Annotated in this window: 16 protein-coding genes; 12 read left to right on the top strand and 4 right to left on the bottom strand. The window is 61.9% G+C overall.

Annotated elements, in window-relative coordinates; translation table 11 throughout:
* Positions 1–42 precede the first annotated feature (42 nt).
* The 4 genes from soxG to G6N74_RS07005 are packed head-to-tail and all read right to left on the bottom strand — an operon-like array spanning position 43 to position 5,187.
* Positions 43–630 (bottom strand): sarcosine oxidase subunit gamma family protein, encoded by a 588-nt coding sequence (gene soxG / locus G6N74_RS07020; protein WP_165115784.1) that lies wholly within the window; start codon positions 628–630, stop codon positions 43–45.
* A complete protein-coding gene (locus G6N74_RS07015; protein WP_165115782.1) occupies positions 623–3,619 on the bottom strand; it encodes a sarcosine oxidase subunit alpha in 2,997 nt (998 codons plus the stop codon). The genes soxG and G6N74_RS07015 overlap by 8 nt, the downstream gene beginning before the upstream one ends.
* A complete protein-coding gene (locus G6N74_RS07010; RefSeq protein ID WP_119816934.1) occupies positions 3,616–3,918 on the bottom strand; it encodes a sarcosine oxidase subunit delta family protein in 303 nt (100 codons plus the stop codon). Before G6N74_RS07010 ends, G6N74_RS07015 begins: the two co-directional genes overlap by 4 nt.
* A 9-nt stretch (positions 3,919–3,927) precedes the next feature.
* Entirely contained in the window at positions 3,928–5,187 is a 1,260-nt protein-coding gene (locus tag G6N74_RS07005) for a sarcosine oxidase subunit beta family protein (protein ID WP_165115780.1), read from the bottom strand.
* Between the two features lie 177 nt (positions 5,188–5,364).
* Between G6N74_RS07005 and G6N74_RS07000 the strand changes: the two genes are divergently transcribed.
* From G6N74_RS07000 to G6N74_RS06945, 12 genes are all read left to right on the top strand, one after another.
* A complete protein-coding gene (locus tag G6N74_RS07000) occupies positions 5,365–7,881 on the top strand; it encodes a mechanosensitive ion channel domain-containing protein (protein WP_312857847.1) in 2,517 nt (838 codons plus the stop codon).
* 134 nt (positions 7,882–8,015) lie between these two features.
* Positions 8,016–8,279, top strand: coding sequence for a hypothetical protein (locus tag G6N74_RS06995; RefSeq protein ID WP_165115778.1), 264 nt, complete (start codon positions 8,016–8,018; stop codon positions 8,277–8,279).
* Between the two features lie 209 nt (positions 8,280–8,488).
* Positions 8,489–9,928 (top strand): UbiA family prenyltransferase, encoded by a 1,440-nt coding sequence (locus G6N74_RS06990; RefSeq protein WP_165115776.1) that lies wholly within the window; start codon positions 8,489–8,491, stop codon positions 9,926–9,928.
* On the top strand, positions 9,925–11,277 hold the full coding sequence (locus G6N74_RS06985) for an FAD-binding oxidoreductase (protein ID WP_165115774.1): 1,353 nt from the start codon (positions 9,925–9,927) through the stop codon (positions 11,275–11,277). Before G6N74_RS06990 ends, G6N74_RS06985 begins: the two co-directional genes overlap by 4 nt.
* A gap of 117 nt (positions 11,278–11,394) precedes the next feature.
* Entirely contained in the window at positions 11,395–11,823 is a 429-nt protein-coding gene (locus G6N74_RS06980; protein WP_091915010.1) for an EamA family transporter, read from the top strand.
* Positions 11,820–12,827, top strand: coding sequence for an NAD-dependent epimerase/dehydratase family protein (locus G6N74_RS06975; protein WP_165115772.1), 1,008 nt, complete (start codon positions 11,820–11,822; stop codon positions 12,825–12,827). The genes G6N74_RS06980 and G6N74_RS06975 overlap by 4 nt, the downstream gene beginning before the upstream one ends.
* Positions 12,828–12,836: 9 nt before the next feature.
* Positions 12,837–14,309 carry an aspartate aminotransferase family protein gene (locus tag G6N74_RS06970; RefSeq protein WP_165115770.1) on the top strand — a complete coding sequence of 491 codons (1,473 nt, stop codon included), beginning with the start codon at positions 12,837–12,839 and terminating at the stop codon, positions 14,307–14,309.
* 24 nt (positions 14,310–14,333) lie between these two features.
* Positions 14,334–15,524 (top strand): hypothetical protein, encoded by a 1,191-nt coding sequence (locus G6N74_RS06965; protein WP_165115768.1) that lies wholly within the window; start codon positions 14,334–14,336, stop codon positions 15,522–15,524.
* A 2-nt stretch (positions 15,525–15,526) separates the two neighbouring features.
* On the top strand, positions 15,527–16,297 hold the full coding sequence (locus G6N74_RS06960; RefSeq protein WP_246245674.1) for an FkbM family methyltransferase: 771 nt from the start codon (positions 15,527–15,529) through the stop codon (positions 16,295–16,297).
* A gap of 115 nt (positions 16,298–16,412) precedes the next feature.
* Positions 16,413–18,974 carry a GcvT family protein gene (locus G6N74_RS06955; protein ID WP_165115766.1) on the top strand — a complete coding sequence of 854 codons (2,562 nt, stop codon included), beginning with the start codon at positions 16,413–16,415 and terminating at the stop codon, positions 18,972–18,974.
* Between the two features lie 245 nt (positions 18,975–19,219).
* Positions 19,220–20,062 (top strand): DUF1194 domain-containing protein, encoded by an 843-nt coding sequence (locus G6N74_RS06950; RefSeq protein WP_165115764.1) that lies wholly within the window; start codon positions 19,220–19,222, stop codon positions 20,060–20,062.
* Positions 20,063–20,176: 114 nt separating this feature from the next.
* On the top strand, positions 20,177–21,025 hold the full coding sequence (locus G6N74_RS06945; protein WP_165115762.1) for a DUF1194 domain-containing protein: 849 nt from the start codon (positions 20,177–20,179) through the stop codon (positions 21,023–21,025).
* Positions 21,026–21,035 lie beyond the last annotated feature (10 nt).

Here is a 21,035-nt window from a genome sequence, read left to right as displayed (position 1 = left end):
GCTTGCGATTTATATCGCATGCCACGTTCGCCGCAAGCCGCGCTACTTCACCTCGTAGCCGACCTCTTCCGAGGCATGGCACAGCGCCGTCCAGAACGACCGCGCGAAAGAGCGGAAGACATAGACGTCGAACTGCGTCGGCGCGCTGCGCTGGATCTGCGCGAAGATGTCGTGATGCACGGTCGAGCGTCCGGCGCCGACTGGAAAAGCCGTCAGCGAAAAGTCGATGGCGAAGAATTTTGCCAGCACCCATTCCGCCTTCGGGCCTGTGATGCGGATCGCGGTGCGGCCATGCGAAAGGTCGGTGACTGTTCCCGTCTCCGTCTTGACGGATTTCGCGAAGGCCGCGACCAGTCCTTCCTGCTCGTCGACGACGAGGAATTTTCCGGGTGCAAAGCCGAAAGCAGCCTTGGTGCCGGTTGCCGCCCCGCCGCCAGCGCCGTCCGGCAGCGTCAGGCCGGCGACCTTCTTGATGGCCGCAATGATCGCCTTTTCCTCACCATGCCATGCCGCAAGCTGAACGATCGAGCCCGGTGCGGTCTCCGACAGATAGACGCCGACACCGTCGGAAAAATTGCCGCGCGTACCCGGTTTCCACACCGGCTTCAGCGGTGATTCCTGCTCAACCATGCATGCGGCTCCCTTCAGGATCGAAGAAATGGTGGCTGACGATCTCGACCGGACCGAAGCGCTTGCGCAAGGGATCGGAGATGAAGGCGCGGGTGCCTTGCCGCGCCTTGCCGCCCTTGACCAGCGCCAGGCCGATATATTTGCCGAGCGACGGCGAATAGCAGGCGGCGGTGAGATGGCCGAGCGAGCCGTGCGGATTGGCCTCGTCCAGTTCCTCGACGATATGCGCGCCGCCGTTCAGTGGGCGGTTGTCGAGCGAGACGATGCCGACAAGCTGCAGCCGATCCTCGGCGACCAGCCCTTCGCGGTCCATCATCGCCGAGCCGATGAATGGCTTCTTCTTCGACAGCATCCAGTCGAGATGCAGGTCGCGCGCGGTTGTGCGGCCGTCGATCTCTGCGCCGGTGACATGGCCCTTCTCGATGCGCATGGTGCCCAGCGCTTCCAGCCCGTAGGGCACGATGGCGAAGGGCTCGCCGGCCTTAATCAGCGCTTGCCATACATGGGTGCCATGGCCTGCGCCGCTATAGACCTCATAGGCCAGTTCGCCGGAGAAGGAGAGGCGGCAGATCATCACCGGCGCGCCGTCGATCTCGCCGTAGACGATGCCCATGAAGGGCAGGGCGTCGTTGTCGACCTTGGTGCCGGTGACGCAGGCCGCCAGCACATCGCGCGATTTCGGCCCGGAGATTGCCGCACCCGCCCACTGGTCTGTCACGGAAGTGAGTTGCACCTTCAGCTCCGGCCAGACGACATCGAGCAGATATTCCAGATGTTGCATCACCTTGCCGGCATTGGCCGTGGTCGTGGTCATCAGGAAATCATGCTCGCCGAGCCGCCATGTCGTGCCGTCGTCGAGGACAAAACCGTCCTCGCGCAGCATCAGGCCGTAGCGCGCTTTGCCGATCGCAAGAGTGGAAAACATGTTGGTGTAGACGCGGTCGAGAAAGGCGCCGGCGTCGGGTCCCTGCACGGCGATCTTGCCGAGCGTCGAGACATCGACCAGCCCGACACCGCCGCGCACGGCTTTCGTTTCGCGCACATAGGCCTGCTCGACGCTCTCGCCCGACAGGCCGTAGATCATCGGGCGATGCCACAGGCCGGCGGCGTAGAATTCGGCACCGTTCTCGACGTGCCAGTCATACATCGGCGTCAGGCGCTCGGGCCGGATATCGCCATAGCGTTCGCCGGCCAGCGAGCCGACAGACACCGGCGCGAAAGGCGCGCGGAAGCGCGTCGTGCCGACATCCGGGATCGGCTTGCCCAGCGTTTCGGCCATGATGGCAAGGCCCGGAATGTTCGAGGTCTTGCCCTGGTCGGTCGCCATGCCAAGCGTGGTGTAGCGCTTGAGATGCTCGACCGAGACGAAACCCTCGCGATGAGCGAGGCGCACGTCGTCGGCCGTCACATCGTGCTGAAGATCGACGAAGGCCTTGCCCTTGGCCTTGATCTCGAAGACCGGCGCGGGGTTGGGGTCGAAGGCGTCGGCGTCGACCGAAGGCAGCTCGTCCGCCTTACCATCGGTGGCACCGGCAGCCGTGAGGCCAGCGGCATGGCCCTCGGAGATCGCTTTTTCAGTTGAAAAGCTGCCGTTGAACGCGCCTGCGCCGACCCAGTTCTGCGTCGGTTTCGGCGGCAGGAACGCCTGCAGATCATTGTCCCATTCGGGTTTGAGCCCGGCCTGGCTGGCGAGGTGGATGGTTGGGGACCAGCCGCCCGACACCAGCAGGCAATCGGCATGGATGCTGCGCGGATCGCCGGATAGCGCGCCCGTCGCGGCATTGATGCGCTGGACCTTGATGCCTGACACCTGCGCGCCGCCTTCGGTGGCGACCACGGCGTGGCCGGCAAGATATTCGCCGCCGACCTCGCGCGCGATCTCACGACCCGCGACCGACGTGTCGTCACGCACATCCACCATGGCGACGATCTCGGCACCGGCCTTTTTCAGGGCCTCAGCCGTGTGATAGGCGCTGTCGTTGTTGGTGAAGATCGCGATCTTCTGGCCCGGCAACACGCCATATTGGTTGACATAGCGAAGAGCCGCACCCGCCAGCATCACGCCCGGCCGGTCGTTGCCCGGAAACACCAGCGGTCGCTCGAAAGCGCCGGTCGCCAGCACCACTGATTGCGTGCGGATGGTCCAGTGGCGGTGACGCGGCTCGCCCTTGGCCGGCGTGTTCCTGTGGTCGGCCACGCGCTCGACTGCCGACAGCGTGTTGCCATCGTAATAGCCCCAGACGGTGGTGCGCGGCAGCACACGTACATTTTCGCGCGCCTTCAGGTCGCGTAGCGTCTCTGCCGCCCATTCGGCGGCTGGCAGGCCGTCGATCGTTTCGCCGGACCAGTTTGCCGAGCCGCCGGGCGTGGCATCAAGTTCGGCAAGCATCACGCGCGCGCCGCTGTCGCTTGCCGCCTTCGCCGCTATCAGCCCGGCGGGGCCGGAGCCGACCACCAGCACGTCGCAGAAGGCGTTCATGCGCTCGTAGCGCGACGGGTCCTTTTCCAGCCCGGCGCTGCCGAGGCCGGCGGCGCGGCGGATGAACCATTCGCAGAACATCCAGAAGCGCGTGCCTTTCAGCGGGCCGATCACCGGTCCCATGAAGGTCTTGTAGTAGAAGCCCGCGCCCAGCACCTTGCTGCCGAGCTGGTTCAGCGCGCCGACATCATAGGCGAGCGAGGGAAAGCGGTTCTGGCTGGCGACGTTCAGCCCGTCATAGATCTCGAGCATCGTTGCCGGAATATTGGGCTCGCGCACCGCGCCGCTCAGCACCGTCACCAGCGCATTGGGCTCGTCGATGCCGGCAGTGAGAACACCGCGCGGGCGGTGGTATTTGAACGAGCGGGCAAACAGCGTCACGCCATTGGCAAGTAGCGCCGAGGCAAGCGTGTCGCCGGCATGGCCGGTGAACGGTCGTCCGTCGAAGGTGAAGCGGATAGTGCGCAGGCGGTCGATCCGCCCGCCGGAAATGGCACGGCGCGGGCTCATGCCTTGGCTCCGGTCTTGCGGCGGCTGTCGGATTTCTTGTGGCCGGCGTCGCGGGCGAAGGAAACGCTGCTGACGACATGCGTCAGAGTGTTGCGCGTCACGGCAAGATGCGCGCGGCAGCCGCCGGAATGCTGCCAGATCTCATGGTGCTCGCCCGCCGGATTGAGCCGGTCATAGACATAGGCGTTCCAGACCTCCTGGTCGGTCGAGGCGGGATCCGGCCGGGTTCGGTTGCCGTCACCCTGATAGGTGTATTCGGAAACGTCGCGCGGGCCGCAATAGGGGCAGGTGATCAGCATCTGGGTTCTCTAATGCAGCCGCGGGGTCGAGCCCTGGCCCTTGTCGTCGATGATGGTGCCGCGTTGGAAACGGTCGAGCGTGAACGGCGCGTTGAATTCGTGCGGCTCGTCGCGGGCGATGGTGTGGGCAAAGCACCAGCCGGAGGCGGGCGTCGCCTTGAAGCCGCCATAGCACCAGCCGCAGTTCAGATACATGCCGGGTAGGGGGCCGGTGGTGATGATCGGCGAGCCGTCCATCGACATGTCGCAGACGCCACCCCAGGAGCGCAGCACGCGAACCCGCGCAAGGCTCGGGAACAGTGCCAGCATCTCGCTCATCACTTCCTCGACGATCGGCAGGTTTCCGCGTTGGGCATAGCTGTTGTAGCCGTCGAGGTCGCCGCCATAGACGAGACCGCCCTTGTCGGATTGCGAGGCATAGAAGTGCCCCATGCCGAAGGTGAGAACGGTGTGGAGAAAGGGCTTCAGCGATTCCGAGACGAAGGCCTGCAGCACATGGCTTTCGATCGGCATCGTGTCGATGCCGGCCATGCGCATGACGTGGCCGGTATGTCCGGCGACTGCGACGGCCACCTTTCCGGCGCGGATTTCGCCGCGCGTTGTATTCACTCCAACGACCCGGTCGCCGTCCTTGATGAAACCGGTGACTTCGCAATTCTCCAGAATATCGACGCCGCGGCGGTCCGCGCCGCGCGCATAGCCCCACGCCACAGCATCATGACGGGCCGTGCCGGCGCGCCGCTGCATAAGGCCACCGATGATCGGAAAGCGCGCCGAGGCGGAGACGTCGAGCCCCGGCACCAGCTTGGCGATCTGCGCCGGGGTCATCAGTTCGGCATCCACACCTTCGTGGCGCATGGCATTGCCGCGACGGGCATAGTCGTCGAGCTGGCCCGGCGTGTGGGCGAGGTTGAGGCAGCCGCGTTGTGAGAACATGACGTTGTAATTGAGTTCATGGGAGAGGTTCTCCCACAGCTTCATCGAGTGTTCGTAGAAGCGGACATTTTCCGGCAGGAGATAGTTGGAGCGCACGGCGGTGGTGTTGCGGCCGACATTGCCGGAGCCGAGATAGCCCTTTTCCAACACCGCGACATTGGTGATGCCGAATTCCTTGGCGAGATAATAGGCGGTTGAAAGGCCATGGCCACCGCCGCCGATGATGATCACGTCGTAGGCAGGCTTCGGCTCCGGCTTGCGCCAGGCCGGCTTCCAGTCCTGATTTCCGGTGAGCGCATTTTTCAGCAGCGCAAAGGCTGAGTATTCCGCCATTATGTCATTCGTCCAGTTAGGAAGGCGCAGACTATAGAGCAGGCGCGACCTGCAAGGCCAATATTGCGCCACGGGCTTTCGTATGGCCGACTTTGGCCTGCCGGATCAAGGCGGCTTGCCCCGCTGTCGCGCCATCTTTATCACTGTGCGACTTTTCACAACCGGTTCTGGAAGCTAGTGAGTCGCCCGATCAATCTCTTTTCCGCACTCTTGCGACGCTTTGCCGTCCTGATCCTGCTGGCCGTTCTGACGGCTGCCGGGCCCGTTGTCGCGGTCGCGCAGCCCTCTGACACGGTTGCCGATGCGGTGCCGGCTGCGATCGGGATCGTCGCCAGCCAGCGCGCGAAGATCGATACAATCACCAAGCAGGTCGACGATCTTGAAAAGAAGGTCGATGCCAGCGCCGACGACGATCTTGGTCTCGTCGAAATCCGCAGTGAACTGGAGCCGGTCGACAAGGCTCTGCTCGAAAGTGGCGTGGCCTTTCGCCCGCGCCTTGGCGAAATCAATGCCCGCATCGAGCAGCTTGGCGCGCCGCCTGCCGAGGGCCAGCCGCCTGAACCAGAAATGGTTTCCACCGAACGCCGCGCTTTGACAAACGAGAAAGCCGAAATAAACGTCCTGCTCGGCAAGGCGGAAGACCTGTCGGTTCGCGTCAACGGGCTGGCCAACAAGATCCAGACCATGCGCCGCGACCTGTTCGCCAACATGCTGACCAAGCGCTACCAGCTTAGCCAGGCATTCAGCGGGGAGGTCGGTCAGGAGATTCAGACCGAATTCTCGTCCTTCAACAGGTCGATTTCGTCCTGGCTGCGCTTCGCCTTCCAGTTCAAATTTCAGGCAATGGTCGGCGCGACCTTCTTTGCGCTGCTGGCTGCCGCCTTGTTGCAGTTCGTCGGCAAGCGGCTGGTCAGAAGGGTTATCGACCGCGATCCGACGATCGAGGATCCTTCCTATCTTGCGAGGTTGACGGTCGCATTCTGGTCGACGCTGCTGCCGAGCGTTGCGCTCTCGGTTTTCCTAAGTTCGACGATAGGGCTGTTCAACTATTTCAACGTCTTGCGCGGCGATATCGGTAGTTATCTCAACGGCCTTGTCGGCGTCATCTTCCTGACCTTCTTCGTCTACCGCCTGAGCCATGCGGCCTTGTCGCCGGACATGCCCAACTGGCGGCTTATCCCGATCGAATCGCGGCCTGCCCGTGTTCTGGTCTGGCTGATGACGGCGATGGCGCTCGTCGTCGGCCTCGACTATTTCATGGGGCTTATCAGCGAAACGCTCAGCTCGCCGCTTTCCGTCACCATCCTGAAAAGCCTTATCGCCGCCGTGATCGTCGGCGTGCTACTGGTTCTCATCGGCAGTGTCAGGCCGTTCGTCGATGTGCAGGGCGCGCGGCGGCGCTGGCCGGCGACCTTGCGTTTCCTGCTCTATTTTCTCGGCGCTGCCACGGTTGTTGCCGCACTGCTCGGCTATATCAGCTTCGCCCAGTTCATCTCGCAGCAGATCGTCGTCACCGGCGCGATGCTGGCGACGGCCTATATAGGCTTCCTTGCCGCGCGTGCGGTTTCGGAAGAGGGCAGCTTCAGCAACACCTTCATCGGAAGGCGCCTCAAAGCTCGCTTCGAGACCGAAGACACGACACTCGACCAGCTCGGCCTTGCGGCCAGCGTCTGCATTAACATCCTGATCGTCATCGTTTTCCTGCCGCTGGTTCTGTTCCAGTGGGGATTCCAGCCGGGCGACATCGCGACATGGCTCAACAAGTTGGCGACCGGCTTTCAGATCGGCACCTTCTCGTTCTCGCCATTCGCCATCGTTACGGGTCTAGTCGTCTTTGCGATCGGCTATTTCATCACACGCTGGTTCCAGAGCTGGCTCGACGATTCAGTCATGGCGCGCGGCAAGGTCGACACCGGCGTGCGCAACTCCATCCGCACGGTGGTCGGCTATGCCGGTCTGGCGCTTGCAGCACTGATCGGCATCTCAGCAGCCGGCATCAATCTCTCCAGCTTTGCCCTTGTCGCCGGCGGTCTGTCCCTCGGCATCGGTTTTGGCCTGCAGAATATCGTGCAGAATTTCGTCTCGGGTCTGATCCTTCTGGCCGAACGTCCGTTCAAGGCCGGTGACTGGATCGTCGCAGGCGCCACTTCGGGCACGGTCAAGAAAATCAGCGTGCGCGCCACCGAGATCGAGACGTTCCAGCGCCAGACCGTCATTCTCCCCAATTCGGAGCTGATCAACAGCGCGGTCGGCAACTGGACGCATCGCAACAAGCTCGGCCGCATCGAGATCAAGGTCGGCGTGGCCTATGGCTTCGATGCCAAGCGCGCGCATGAGATACTGCTTGAGATCACGCGCAACCATCCGCTCGTGCTCAAGAACCCGGAACCCTTCGTTTTGTTTGCCAATTTCGGCGCTGCCGCACTCGAGTTTGAGGTCCGTGCCTTCCTCGCCGATATCAACAATGGCAGCATTGTCCAGAACGATATCCGTTTCGCCATCCTTGACGCCTTCGGCAAGGAAGGCATTCCCATTCCGTCCACGGCGCGCTTCATCGAGCCGCCACCGGAGGAAAACTGGCCGATCGACGACGACAAGCTGGAGGCCGAGCACTATGAAAAGGAACAGGTCAAGGCCAAGGCAGCGGTCGAACGGGCGACCAAACGCAGGCCCAAGCGGCCCGATCCGGATTGAGATTGCGGCGCGGCCAATTGTGGCATGAACGTGTCATTCAGTTGCTGTTCAGGTTGGAATTCCTATAAGGTTGCTGCAAGGGGCAGGTGCGCCTTGCAAATGGCAACAGGGGCGGTGGAAACACCGACAATGCAATGATGAAATCTCTTCTTGCGGCCACGGTGCTTCTTGGCTTGGGCAGCGCTGCCTTTGGCGCGAGTGCCGTCAACAAGGATGCCGAGCCCCGCACGCTGATCGTGACGGAAGGCGGCAGCAAGTCCGAATTGTCGCTTGCCGGCGGCGAGACCGTGGAATTCTGCTCGAGCGGCTGCTTCGTCACCATGCCGAATGGCGATCGCGAGGCGCTGACCGGCAGCGAGACGATCGAAATCTCGGGCGGAGTCGCTCGCATCAAGTAATCGCTCCTCAAAGGGCGAAGGCGGAAGGCCGGGCGATCTGCCCGGCCTTTTATCGTCCGAGGTAGCGCAATCTTAACGATGACAGGCGAAATCACTGCCCTTTGGCGGCCTGAAACCTGCCCGTTTAACCTTCCGTAGCGCTATGCTAGTTATACCCCGCCCAAAACGCCCACAAATGGCGTAATGCGGAAACGGGCGGGCTACGCAAAATGGATGCGCGATCGGACAACAATGCGATACCGCTTGCAGTCGACCTCGACGGTACGCTGATCGCCGGTGACCTGCTCTGGGAGGGGCTGTTTCTCCTCATCCGCAAGAACCCGCTCTATCTCTTCTGCATTCCGTTCTGGCTGTCCAAGGGACCGGCCGGCCTGAAGCAGGCGATCGCGGCGCGTATCGACATCGATCCGGCTTCGCTTGCCTATCGTGACGTGCTCGTTTCACGTCTGCGCGAGGAACGCGCGAACGGGCGCAAGATCGTTCTTGCGACAGGCACACCGCGCAAGTTCGCCGACGCCGTCGCGGCGCATCTAGGGCTCTTCGATGCCGTGCTTGCGACCGATGGCCTCGAAAACCTGACTTCGGGGCGCAAGCGCGCTGCACTTGTCGCGGCCTATGGCGATGCGGGCTTCGACTATGTCGGCAACAGCCGGCACGACCTCAAGGTTTTCGACGCATCGCGCGAGGCGATCGTCGTCGCACCGGACCGTCACGCAGCGCGCTGGCAGGCAGCGCATGGCTGCGAGATCGTCGAGACGCCGAAGCCGACGCTGAAAACCATCCTGAAGATGCTGCGCGTGCATCAGTGGCTGAAGAATTCGCTGATCGCGGTGCCGATGGTGCTGTCGCATGAGTATTTCAACGAGGATATGCTGCTCGCCTGCGTGCTCGCCTTCATCTCGTTCAGTGCGGCGGCATCGGCCATCTATATCATCAATGATTTCTTCGATCTGGCGCTGGATCGACGTCATCCGACCAAGCGCAATCGGCCTTTCGCCAGCGGCCTGCTTTCGATCCCGTTCGGCCTTGCGTCGGCCGCGATCCTGCTTGCGATCAGTTTAGGTGCGGCCGTGTTCCTGCCGATCGAGTTTGCCGGCGTCCTGGCGCTCTATCTGGTTGCCACGACGGCCTATTCGCTTGCCGTCAAGCGCATGCTGCTGATCGACGTTCTGATGCTCGCCGGGCTCTACACCGTGCGCATTCTGGCGGGTGCTGCCGCCACCGGCGTCGACGTCTCGTTCTGGCTTCTGGCTTTCTCGATCTTCTTCTTCCTGTCGCTGGCGCTGGTGAAGCGTTACGTGGAACTGCGTTCCTCTGTGCTTTCGCCGGGCGAGCGCATCGCCGGCCGCGGCTACCGCACCGAGGATCAGGAAATCATCGCGCAGGCCGGCATGGCTTCGGCCTTCTCGGCAGCGCTCGTTCTGGCGCTTTATATCGACAGCGCCGCTGTGCGCGAACTCTATCCGCATCCCTGGATGGTATGGCCGCTGGCCCCGACGGTGCTCTATCTGACGATGCGCGTCTGGATTCTGGCGCGCCGCGACGAGATGCACGACGATCCCGTCGTCTTTATCATCCGCGACTGGCGCAGCCAGGTCGTGGCGGTTACCGGCGCGGCCCTCCTCTTTCTGGCGGGGTGGATCGGATGACGGCTGCCTATAACAGTTTCGGCCGGACGACAGCGCCGGCGCGGTGGGCGATGCCTGCTGCCGAGGGTATCGCGCTGCTCAAGAGCGGCGCGGCCAACCCGGCGTCTCTCCTTGCCTTCGGCAATGGCCGTTCCTATGGCGACAGCTGCCAGACCGAGACCGGAAGTCTCGTCGACATGCGCTCGATGAAGCGCATCCTCTCTTTCAATGCCGAGACTGGCGTTGTCGAGGCGGAGGCGGGTGCGCTGCTTTCGGATATTATCGCCTATGCAGCACCGCACGGCTTCTTTCCGGCTGTTGTTCCGGGCACGCAGTTCGTCACGCTCGGTGGCGCGATCGCCAACGATGTTCATGGCAAGAACCACCACCGGCGCGGCACATTTGGCTGCCATGTCGAGACCTTCGAGTTGCTGCGATCGGACGGCAAGACATACAACTGCTCCGAAACCAGCAACGCGCGCCTGTTCTGGGCGACCATCGGCGGCATGGGCCTGACCGGCATCATCCTGTCAGCCTCCATCAGGCTGATGCGCGTGCCTTCGATCGACATTCTGGAACAGGTCACGCCCTTCGCCAATCTCACTGAGTATTTCGATCTCGCCGAGGAAGCCGACGCGGCGAACGAATATGCGGTTGCCTGGATCGACCAGCTTGCCGGCGGCAAGGGAAGCGGACGCGGGCTGCTGATGACAGGCAACCATGCCAGGCATGGCGCACGGGTTTCGGCTCCAGCAAGTTCCCGGCTGTCCGTGCCGTTCCAGCCGCCGCTCAACGTGCTCAACCGGCCGTTCCTGAAAGCCTTCAACGCTGCCTATCGCTGGCGCAAAGGCAGCAACACGGCCGAACATCACGTGCCCTATCAAGGGTTTTTCTTTCCGCTGGACGGGGTGCGCGACTGGAACCGCCTGTACGGCCCGCGCGGGCTGTTCCAGCACCAGAGCGTGGTGCCGGAGGCCGTCGCGCGCGAAGCGATACCGGCAATGCTTGCCGCTGCGCGGCAGGCCGGGCAGGGGTCCTTCCTCACCGTGCTCAAGCGTTTCGGAGCGATCCGCTCGCCGGGCATCCTGTCTTTCCCGCGACCGGGCTACACGCTGACGCTGGATTTCCCCAACCGCGGCCGGTCGACGCTGTCGCTGCTCCAGCGACTCGACGACATCACCATTGAGGCAGGCGGTGCCGTGAACCCCTACAAGGATGCCCGCATGGGCGCCGATATTTTCGGGGCATCATTCCCGGAATGGCAGCGGCTGGAAGTGCTGCGCGATCCGGCCTTCACGTCCAGCTTCTGGGAGCGCACGGCGCGGCGGCTCCATGCCCGTCAATGCGGGCATGTCGAAGCCGCTGAATAATTAAATTGTGAGCAAATCATAGTAAACGTTTCATTATTATCGAACTTTTCAAATCGTTCTTCTGTTTCACGAAATGTTTTGAGTTTTGTTTTATAGAGCGTGACGGGTGGGTAGGACATGAAATACATCGCATTCATACTTTTCACGGTCATGACCAATGCGGCGGCGCAGTTGATGCTGAAGCACGGCATGATGACGCTTGGGCCGATCACCTTTGCCGGGGTCAATCCCATCCTGAAGATACTTCAGATCGTGTTCAGCCCATGGGTATTCGCCGGGCTCGCCACTTTCGTCATCTCCATGGCCTCGCATCTCTACGTGCTGTCGAAGGTAGAGCTTTCCTTCGCCTATCCTTTCCTCAGCCTGGCCTATGTCGCGGTCGCAGTATTCGCCTATTTTGTCTTCCGTGAAGACCTCAATGCGTGGCGCATCGCCGGCATCGGCTTCATCTGTGTCGGCACCATACTGATTGCCCAGGGCGGCAGCGGACACGAAGAAGCGGGCGATCTTTCGAAACCTGTTCAGACAAGCGAGCTTGCACAATGAGACACATCATTTTTGGAGGCGACGGCTTCGTCGGCCGCCATCTTGCGCCAAAGCTTCTGGCCGACGGACAGGAAGTCATCGTCGCCGACATCGTCAAGAGCGACCTGCCGCACTACCGTAACGCCGGCTTTGTCCAGTGCGACGTGACCGAGCCGGCATCCGTGGACGCTGTTGGCATCAAGGCCGACGACATGGTCTACAATCTGTCGGCCAAGATGCTGTCGCCGATCCAGGTTCGGGCCAAGCGCCATGATTTCTTCTTTCCGGTGAACCTTCACGGCACCGAGCACATCATGCAGGCGATGGACAGGGCAGGGGCTTCTCGCCTTGTGCACTTCACCACCGACATGATCTACGGCCACACCGTGACCTATCCGATGACCGAGGAACACCCGGTTTCACCGCTCGGCGAATATGGCTGGTCCAAGCTGAAGACCGAGGAACTGGCCGTCGAATGGCGCAAGCGTGGCATGGCGATCTCGCTGTTCCGCCCGCGCCTCATCATCGGCCCCGGCCGCCTCGGCATCCTCGAAAAGCTGTTCAAGCTTATCGACTGGAACCTTCCGGTGCCGATGATCGGCTCGGGCAAGAACCCGTATCAGTTCATCTCGGTGTTCGACTGCGCGGAAGCTGCGCGCGCCGCCTGGAAGGCCGGCGTGCCGAACGAGGCGTATAATCTCGGCTCGCTCAACCCGCCGCCGGTGCGCAAGCTACTCGGCGATCTGGTCAAGCATGCCGGTTCGAAGTCGATCCTGATCCCGACGCCAGGCTGGGCGGTCAAGCGCACGCTCGACCTGCTCGACCTGATGAACATGCCGATCATGGACCCGGAGCAGTATCTGATCGCCGACGAGGAATGCGTTCTGGACGTTTCCAAAGGCGAACGGCAGCTCGGCTGGGTGCCGCAGTATCGCGACGAGGACATGCTGATCGCCGCCTACAAGGAATATCGCGCCAAGAAAGACGGTCCTGTTGTGGCCGCGAAACACGTTCCGGCCGAATAGGGGATATCGATGACCGTCATGACCAAGCCGAACACCAATGATGCCCGTGCCGTCTTAGCTGCGCCAAGCCTTTCGCCGGTGACGATCGCCAAGCCCGATCTCATCAGCGTCGAACAGGCCAAGGCGATGGACGTCGCCCGCATGACCGACCTGTTCAAGGCGCATCTCAATCCCGGCCAGCTTCATTTCATGAAGCTGCTCGGCTTCCACAAGATCAAGATCGAGAGCGCCGAAGGCATGTACTATGTCGACCAGAACGGCCGGCGCATCCTCGATTTCTTCGGTGGTTTCGGCTCGCTGGCGCTGGGTCACAATCACCCGCGCATAATCGAGGCGCGCAAGAAATTCCAGGACGAGAAGCGCCAGGAAATCGCCATCGCCTTCATGTCGCAATATGCGGCAGCCCTTGCGCACAATCTGGCGCAGATTTCTCCGGGCGACCTCGATATGGTCTTCCTCGGCTCCTCCGGCTCCGAAGCGATGGAAGCGGCAATCAAGATCGCCGAGCGTGCCGCCGGCCCGAAGCGGTCCAAGGTCGTCTATGCTGAAAACTCTTTCCATGGAAAGACCAAGGGCGTGCTGGCCATCACTGACGGCCAGCTTTATCGCGGCGAGTTCAAGCTGGTCGACAACACCGTGCGCGTGCCCTTCGGCGATATCGACGCGATCGAGCGGGCGTTCAAGTCCGATCCCGAAATCGGCGTCATCATCCTTGAAACCATTCAGGGCGGTGGCGGCATCGTGCAGGCGCCCGCGGAGTTCTGGCAGAAGCTGCGTGCGCTGTGCGACAAGCATGGCGTCATCTGGGTTGCCGACGAGGTCCAGTGCGGCGTCGGCCGTTCCGGCCGCTTCTATGCCTTCGAGCATTATGGCGTCGTGCCGGATGTGACGGCGGTGGCAAAGTCGCTCGGCGGCGGCAAGTCGGCGATGGCTGCGATGATCGCCAAGCGCGACATCTACATGAAGGCCTACGGCACGCCGAAGACGGCGATGATCCATGCCGCGGCCACTTTTGGTGGCATCGGCGAGGCCTCGATCACGGCAATCGAGACGCTGAATGTGCTCTATGACGAAGGTCTGATCGAGAACGCCGCCGTCACCGGTGACTACCTGTTGGAACGGCTCCAGGCGCTTCAGGCGAAATATCCGAAGATCATCAAGGACGTTCGCGGCAAGGGTTTCATGGTCGGCCTCGAATTCCACGACTTCTCGCAGACGCTGCCGATGGTGCTGCGTCCGGTCGTCAGCGTGCTCGACGAAAAGCTCAAGGGCTCGCTGTCGGGCTTCGTCGGCGCGCTGCTGCTGCGGGACTATGACGTGCTGGTGGCGTTCACCGAATATAACCGCAACGTCATCCGCCTGCTGCCGCCGCTGATCTGCCAGCGCGAGCATGTCGATAAGCTCGTGGATTCGATGGACGATCTCCTGTCACGCGGCATCGTGTCGATCGTGAAGGACTTCGTGAAATCGCAGATGAAATAAGCGCAATCAGGGTAGGGGCAGGGCATGGCACAGTCGCAAGGCACAGCCATTGATTGGGCGATGGGGACCGGGGCTGCCGAAGCGCTCGGGCGTGCAGCGTCGAACCGGACGCTGCTCGACCGGATTGCTGCTGTCTTCTTTCTCGCCACGTTCCTGTTCGTCGGCGCCTATACCTGGGTGCGGCCCGACTATAACTGGGACATGGTTGCCTATGTCGCGACCGCGCTCGAAAACCGCACCGAAAGCCCCGAACAACTCCACGCCGAAACCTGGAAAGCGATCGGCGAAGGCGCGCGCGAGTCGCAGCTCTACAATCTGCAATACGGCAACCCCTACAATCGTCATCAGTGGGAGAATCCTGCCGATTTCGAATCGCAGCTTTCCATGTACCGCGTGAAGATAGGCTACATCGAACTATTGCGCGTTCTGGGACCGGTCACCGGTATCGTGACGGCGGCCATCCTGTCGTCCGTCCTGCCGCTGCTCGGCGTCGGGCTCATCTGCCTGCTATGGCTCAGGCAGGAGAACGCGTTGCAAGGTGCAATCTTCCTTGCACCTCTGCTGGTCGTTGCCGACCTCTTTCACATGACGACGGCGGTGACGCCGGACATGCTTCTGGCGGTGGTTTCGATGGGGGCCATCTACCTGCTTGCCAGGAAACAGGACATAGCCGCCTGCCTGCTGTTGTTCCTGTCTGTGTTCGTACGGCCCGACAACATCATCCTCATTTTCGCGCTGCTCCTGACGGCGATAGCCTTCGGCTGGCGCATCCTGCCGATAGCGGTCACTTTCGTTGCCTCCTTCGCAGCCTGCATGCTCATCGCGAAATTCGGCGGGCATCCGGGCTGGTGGGCGCATTTCTATTTCTCCTGCGTCGAGATCCAGAACTCGATGGCGAATTTCCATCCGGATTTCTCGCTGGCCGCCTTCGTCAGGGGCTATGCGCGTGGGGTGACGGTGGCGCTCATCGATAATGACTGGCCGCCGCTTTTCCTGGCCATACTGGCTGGCTGGGCGCTGCTGTGGCGCGCGGGCAGGACCGGAACGGGCCGCGAGAACGCGCTGATGTTTGCGCTGGCCATCGGCACGCTCGGCAAGTTCGCCAGCTTCCCGCTGCCCGACGACCGTTTTTACTTCGTATTCCTCGCAGGCATGGCGATGCTGCTCGTCGTCATGTGGAAGCCGCGTTTCGATATCGCACCTGGAAAGGCCTGATCATGGACGGAGCCGAAGCCTCGGTCTTCATGGAATTCGTTCGCGTCGTTTTGGCGCTGGGCGTTCCTGTCGGCATCCTCAATCGCGGTGCCCCGCTCAGGGGCACCCGGTTTCTCGCATGGGCGGCACTCAATGCCCGCTTCGGGCGCGGACGCCCGTTTCAGATGGTCAATGTCGGGGCCTGCGACGGCGCGTTGTTCGACGACGTGACGCCGTGGCTGCATCGCATTCCGAATGCTCGTGCCGTGCTTGTCGAGCCGATCCCCTACAACCAGCAGCGCCTGCGCAAGAACTATCCCGATACGGAACGCTTCAGGATCGAGCCGCTGGCAATCACCCGAAAACCCGGCTCGATAACGGTGAAGACTTTCGATGCGGCAGCCCTGGAAGCCGGCACGCTGCCGATCGAGTTCATCGGCTGCTCCTCCATCACCGACACCAACCTGATGTCGGGCAAGAACGCCTGGGGCGAAGCGGATATCGATTTCAAGAAATTCGCGCCCTATCTGAGGGACATTGAGGTTCCCTCCGACACGCTGCAATCCGTCCTCGACCGCAATCAGGTCGAGCATATCGACGCTTTCCTCGTCGATTGCGAGGGCGCCGACTGGATCGTCTTCGATCAGCTCGACCTCGAGCGCTATCGTCCGGGCATGATCAAGGTGGAGATCGGTGCGCTGCCGGCGGCAGAAATCGGCAATGTCGTCGTCAAGCTCAAGACCGCCGGCTACCACGTCGGCATCTACGCCGAGGACGTCTGGGCATTCGCTTAATAGGTTGCGGAGGCTGCCCGTCGCTCGGCTTTTTTGGAATGTCGCAAACAGGCTGCAATCACGCGCCCGCATCGCCCTATAGTCTCGCCGCATTACCACTTTGGAGTCGCGGGCGATGGCAGGGTTTCCGGCAAAGGCGAAGGTCGTCATCATCGGGTTGGGCGGGATCGTCGGCGCCTCGATCGCCCATCACCTGATCGAGCGCGGATGGGACGATATCGTCGGCATCGACAAGTCCGGCATCCCGACAGACATCGGCTCAACGGCGCATGCTTCCGACTTCTGCTACACGACCAGCCACGACTATCTTTCGGTCTGGACCACGCAGTATTCCATCGATTTCTACGAGAAGATGGGCCACTACGCCCGCATCGGCGGCCTGGAAGTCGCGCGCACAGGCGACGATACCTGGATGGAAGAGATCAAGCGCAAGCTTTCCTCCGCCAAGGCTTTCGGCACCCGCGCGCACTATGTTTCTCCGGCTGAAATCAAGAAGATGTTCCCGCTGATCGAGGAAGATCAGGTCATGGGCGGCATGTTCGATCCCGATGCCGGCCTCGTCATCCCACGCTCGCAGACGGTTGCCGGCAAGCTGGTTGATACCGCCGAAAAATCCGGCAAGCTCAAGGTATTCGGCAACACGCCGGCGACCTCGCTCCTCGTCGAGAATGGCCGCATCAAGGGCGTCGTCACGCACCGGGGCACGATCATGGCGGATCATGTTATCGTCTGCGCCGGCATCTGGGGTCGCCTGATCGCCGAAATGGTCGGCGAGGACCTGCCGGTGATGCCGGTCGACCATCCGCTGACCTTCTTTGGTCCGTACAACGAGTTCGAAGGGACGGGCAAGGAGATCGGCTATCCGCTGCTGCGCGACCAGGGCAACTCCGCCTATATGCGCGATACCGGCGACCCGAAGACCACCGAAGGCGGCCAGATCGAGTGGGGCTACTACGAGACCACCAATCCACGGCTTTGCCATCCGCGCGACATTCTCGAGAAGCATCAGGCGCGTCTTTCGCCCTCGCAGCGCGACCTCGACATGGAGCAGATCCTCGAGCCGCTCGAAAAGGCCATGGAACTGACGCCGATCCTCGGCGAACTCGGTTACAATGAAAGCCACTCCTTCAACGGCTTGCTTCAGGTTTCCGCCGCGGGCGGCGCCTCCTGCGGCGAGAGCCAGAAGGTGCGTGGCCTGTGGTACTGCGTCGCCATCTGGGTGAAGGACGGTCCCGGCTACGGCAAGCTGATCGCCGACTGGATGACGGACGGTCGTACCGAGATCGACCACAACTCAATCGACTACGCGCGCTTCTATCCGCACCAGCTCGAGGAAAAATTCATCGAGGGTCGCACCTACGAGGCTGCCCAGAAGATTTACTTCCCGGCCGTGCACACCCGCGAGCCCTACGGCACCGGCCGCAACGTCAAGCGTTCGCCCTTCTACGAGCGCGAGGTCGAGCTTGGCGGCTATTTCATGGAACTCGGCGGCTGGGAACGTGCGCATGGCTACAAGGCCAATGAGCACCTTCTGGAAAAATACGGCAACCGCGTGCCGGTGCGCGAGAACGAATGGGACAACCGCCACTTCTGGCGGGTTTCCAACGCCGAGCATCTGGCGATGAGCGAGGATTGCGGCATCGTCAACCTCTCGCACTTCCATATGGTGGATATCGAAGGGCCGGACCATGTCGAGCTGCTCGAATGGCTCTGCGCCGCCAAGATCGGCGGTGACGGCAATATCGGCAAGGGCGTCTACACCCACTTCCTCGACGACGAGGGCATGGTGCGCGCCGACTTCACCGTCTTCCGCATGGCCGACCGCTGCCGCCTCGTCAACGGTGCGGATGCTGGCCCGCGCGACTTCCACTACATGAAGCGCGTTGCCGAAGATCGTGGCCTCGACGTCACCATCACCGACGTCTCGGAAAAGTTCATCACCATCGGCATCTGGGGACCGAATGCCCGCGACACGCTGAAAAAGGTGGTCGCCGACCCTGCCGGGCTCGATATCGAAAACTTCGCCTTCGCCGCGATCAAGCCGATCGAGATCGCCGGCAGGCCAGTCACCGCCTTCCGCATCTCCTATGTCGGCGAGCAGGGCTGGGAACTTCACATGAAGTACGAGGACGGCCTTGCTGTCTGGGATGCACTGCGCGCGACGGGCGTCATGGCCTTCGGCGTCGAGACTTACGCGAATTCGCGCCGCATGGAAAAAAGCCTGCGCCTGCAGAACGGCGATCTCCTGACCCAGTACAACCTGATCGAGGCCGATCTTGCCCGCCCGAAGGTCAAGGAAGCGGATTTCCGCGGCAAGGCCAAGCATCTGGAATACAAGGCGCGCGAGCACCAGCCCGCCATGCTGTGCACGCTCGTCATGACGGAGAACACCGACAGCAAGGGCGTGAAGCGCTATCCCGTCGGCAGCATGCCGGTCATGGATGCGGACACCGGCGCAGTGCTGGTCGACGACCTCGGCCGCCGCTCCTACACGACTTCCATCGCTTACGGCCCCACCATCGGCAAGAACATCGCGCTCGCCTACCTGCCGCACGCCTATTGCCAGGAAGGCCGCAAGCTCGCTGTCGAATACTTTGGCGAGACCTATCCGGTCGAAGTGGCCGCCGTTGGCTACAAGCCGCTGTATGACCCGGAGAACCTCAAGCCGCGGAGCTGAGGGTGCTTGGTGGTATCGCGAGAGTAGGGCGCTGACCGGTATAGGTTGGTGCTGCCCCTCATCCCGCTGCCGCGACCTTCTCCCCGTATAGTGACGGGGAGAAGGAGGAAGCTCCAACGATGACGCCTCCCTCTCCCCGTTCTTCACGGGGAGAGGGTAAGGGTGAGGGGCAGCGCCGACTCTCATTACTAAGACGAACATCCTCCGGTCTTCTCAACCGTTGGTTTTCATGTACCTTGCAATTCATGTCTCGTTTGCCACGCATCAGACATGTCCTTGCAGCCAGTGCAGCTGTTGCGCTGACGTTTCTTTGCGCGCCACAAGGTTTGGCCGCCGAACAGGTTGATATCGAGCTGGTGCTGGCCGTTGACGTGTCGCTGTCGATGTCGCCCGACGAGATGGAGATCCAGCGTCGTGGCTATGCGACGGCGCTGACGGACCCGCGCGTTCTGGAGGCGATTGCCGACGGCGCGCATGGCAAAATCGCGCTCACCTATTTCGAGTGGGCGGGCAGCACTTCGCAGCATGTCATCGTGCCCTGGACTGTGATCGCCAGCCGCGAGGACGCCGAACGGGTCGCGCAGCGCATTTCCGCCGTGCCGCCACGCCAGTCGCGGCGAACCTCGATTTCGGGCGCGCTGCATTTCGCCGCCGATCTGTTTGCCGAGAGCGGCTTCCAGAGCTTCAAGCGCGTCATCGACATTTCCGGCGACGGGCCGAACAATGAGGGACGCCCGGCGGATGCGGCGCGGGATGCCGTCGTTCAGCAGAAGATCGCCATCAATGGCCTGCCGGTGATGGCGGCAGGAACGGAATTGCTACCCTATGAGGTCGAGGAACTCGACACTTATTACAGCGAGTGCGTGATTGGCGGGCCTGGCTCATTCGTCATGCCGGTCAATGGCTGGGAGCAGTTTCCGGAGGCAATCCGCCGCAAACTTCTGCTGGAGCTGGCCAGTCGACCGCCACGGTCGCACGAGGAGAAAGTGCCTGTCATACTTGCGCAAGCCAAGCCGCCATATGACTGCCTGATCGGCGAAAAACTCTGGCAGGGAGACCGCGGGCGGCAACGGATGTACGATCCTTAAGCAGGCGGCTTCTTGCGAAATTCGATTCAAGCAATCGCGAAAATGTGAATGGAAAAGGCCCGGCAAAAAACCGGGCTTTCTTTTCAACCGCAGATTTTCGCGTACCTTCGATGCATGTCTCGTTTGCTTCGCATCAGACATGTTCTTGCAGGCGGCGCAGCCCTTGCGCTGACACTTCTCTTCGCGCCACAGGGTTTTGCCGCCGAACAGGTCGATATCGAACTGGTGCTCGCGGTCGATGTCTCGCTGTCGATGTCGCCCGACGAGCTTGAAATCCAGCGCCACGGCTATGCCGCGGCACTTACCCACAACGATGTGCTGCAGGCGATTGCCGATGGCGTTCATGGCAAGATCGCGGTGACCTTTTTCGAATGGGCAGGCGCTACGACCCAGCATGTCATCGTACCGTGGACTGTCATCGCAAGCCGCGAGGATGCCGAACGGGTCGCTGCACAGCTTTCGGCCAGTCCACCCAACAGCGCCCGCAGAACCTCTATTTCGGGTGCGCTGGAATTCGGTGGCGACCTTTTCGCAGAAAGCGGTTTTACCAGCATGAAACGCGTCATCGACGTTTCCGGCGACGGGCCGAACAACCAGGGCGCGCCCGTGCAGGGCATTCGCGATGCGCTTGTCCGGCAGGGCATAACCATCAACGGCCTGCCCTTGATGACCAATGGCGGGCTCGCCAGCGCCTATGACGTCGCCGAACTCGACAAATACTACAGTGACTGCGTCATTGGCGGGCCGGGGGCCTTCATGATCCCGGTCAATGACTGGGAACAGTTCCCGGAAGCGATCCGCCGCAAGCTGGTGCTGGAATTGGCCGGCCCGTGGTCTCAGCCATGGCGCGCCGAGGTGGAGCAGGGGCTTCCGGTCGTGCTGGCGCAGGCCACAGCACCGTATGACTGCATGGTCGGCGAAAAGCTGTGGCGCGACCGTTCCTGGATGTGGGAAAGCCGGTAGACTGGCGGTG

This window comes from Mesorhizobium zhangyense, assembly GCF_011045115.1.
GTDB lineage: Bacteria > Pseudomonadota > Alphaproteobacteria > Rhizobiales > Rhizobiaceae > Mesorhizobium_M > Mesorhizobium_M zhangyense.
Note: the sequence above shows the minus strand (reverse complement) of the source record. Positions and strands in the feature narration are given on the sequence as shown.

Coding starts and splice junctions, on each gene's coding strand:
- G6N74_RS06980 (WP_091915010.1), top strand. CDS start 11,395: ATGAAATACATCGCATTCATACTTTTCACGGTCATGACCAATGCGGCG.
- G6N74_RS06995 (WP_165115778.1), top strand. CDS start 8,016: ATGATGAAATCTCTTCTTGCGGCCACGGTGCTTCTTGGCTTGGGCAGC.
- G6N74_RS06950 (WP_165115764.1), top strand. CDS start 19,220: ATGTCTCGTTTGCCACGCATCAGACATGTCCTTGCAGCCAGTGCAGCT.
- G6N74_RS07010 (WP_119816934.1), bottom strand. CDS start 3,918: ATGCTGATCACCTGCCCCTATTGCGGCCCGCGCGACGTTTCCGAATAC.
- G6N74_RS07015 (WP_165115782.1), bottom strand. CDS start 3,619: ATGAGCCCGCGCCGTGCCATTTCCGGCGGGCGGATCGACCGCCTGCGC.
- G6N74_RS06945 (WP_165115762.1), top strand. CDS start 20,177: ATGTCTCGTTTGCTTCGCATCAGACATGTTCTTGCAGGCGGCGCAGCC.
- soxG (WP_165115784.1), bottom strand. CDS start 630: ATGGTTGAGCAGGAATCACCGCTGAAGCCGGTGTGGAAACCGGGTACG.
- G6N74_RS06960 (WP_246245674.1), top strand. CDS start 15,527: ATGGACGGAGCCGAAGCCTCGGTCTTCATGGAATTCGTTCGCGTCGTT.
- G6N74_RS06990 (WP_165115776.1), top strand. CDS start 8,489: ATGGATGCGCGATCGGACAACAATGCGATACCGCTTGCAGTCGACCTC.
- G6N74_RS06975 (WP_165115772.1), top strand. CDS start 11,820: ATGAGACACATCATTTTTGGAGGCGACGGCTTCGTCGGCCGCCATCTT.
- G6N74_RS06955 (WP_165115766.1), top strand. CDS start 16,413: ATGGCAGGGTTTCCGGCAAAGGCGAAGGTCGTCATCATCGGGTTGGGC.
- G6N74_RS06985 (WP_165115774.1), top strand. CDS start 9,925: ATGACGGCTGCCTATAACAGTTTCGGCCGGACGACAGCGCCGGCGCGG.
- G6N74_RS07005 (WP_165115780.1), bottom strand. CDS start 5,187: ATGGCGGAATACTCAGCCTTTGCGCTGCTGAAAAATGCGCTCACCGGA.
- G6N74_RS06970 (WP_165115770.1), top strand. CDS start 12,837: ATGACCGTCATGACCAAGCCGAACACCAATGATGCCCGTGCCGTCTTA.
- G6N74_RS06965 (WP_165115768.1), top strand. CDS start 14,334: ATGGCACAGTCGCAAGGCACAGCCATTGATTGGGCGATGGGGACCGGG.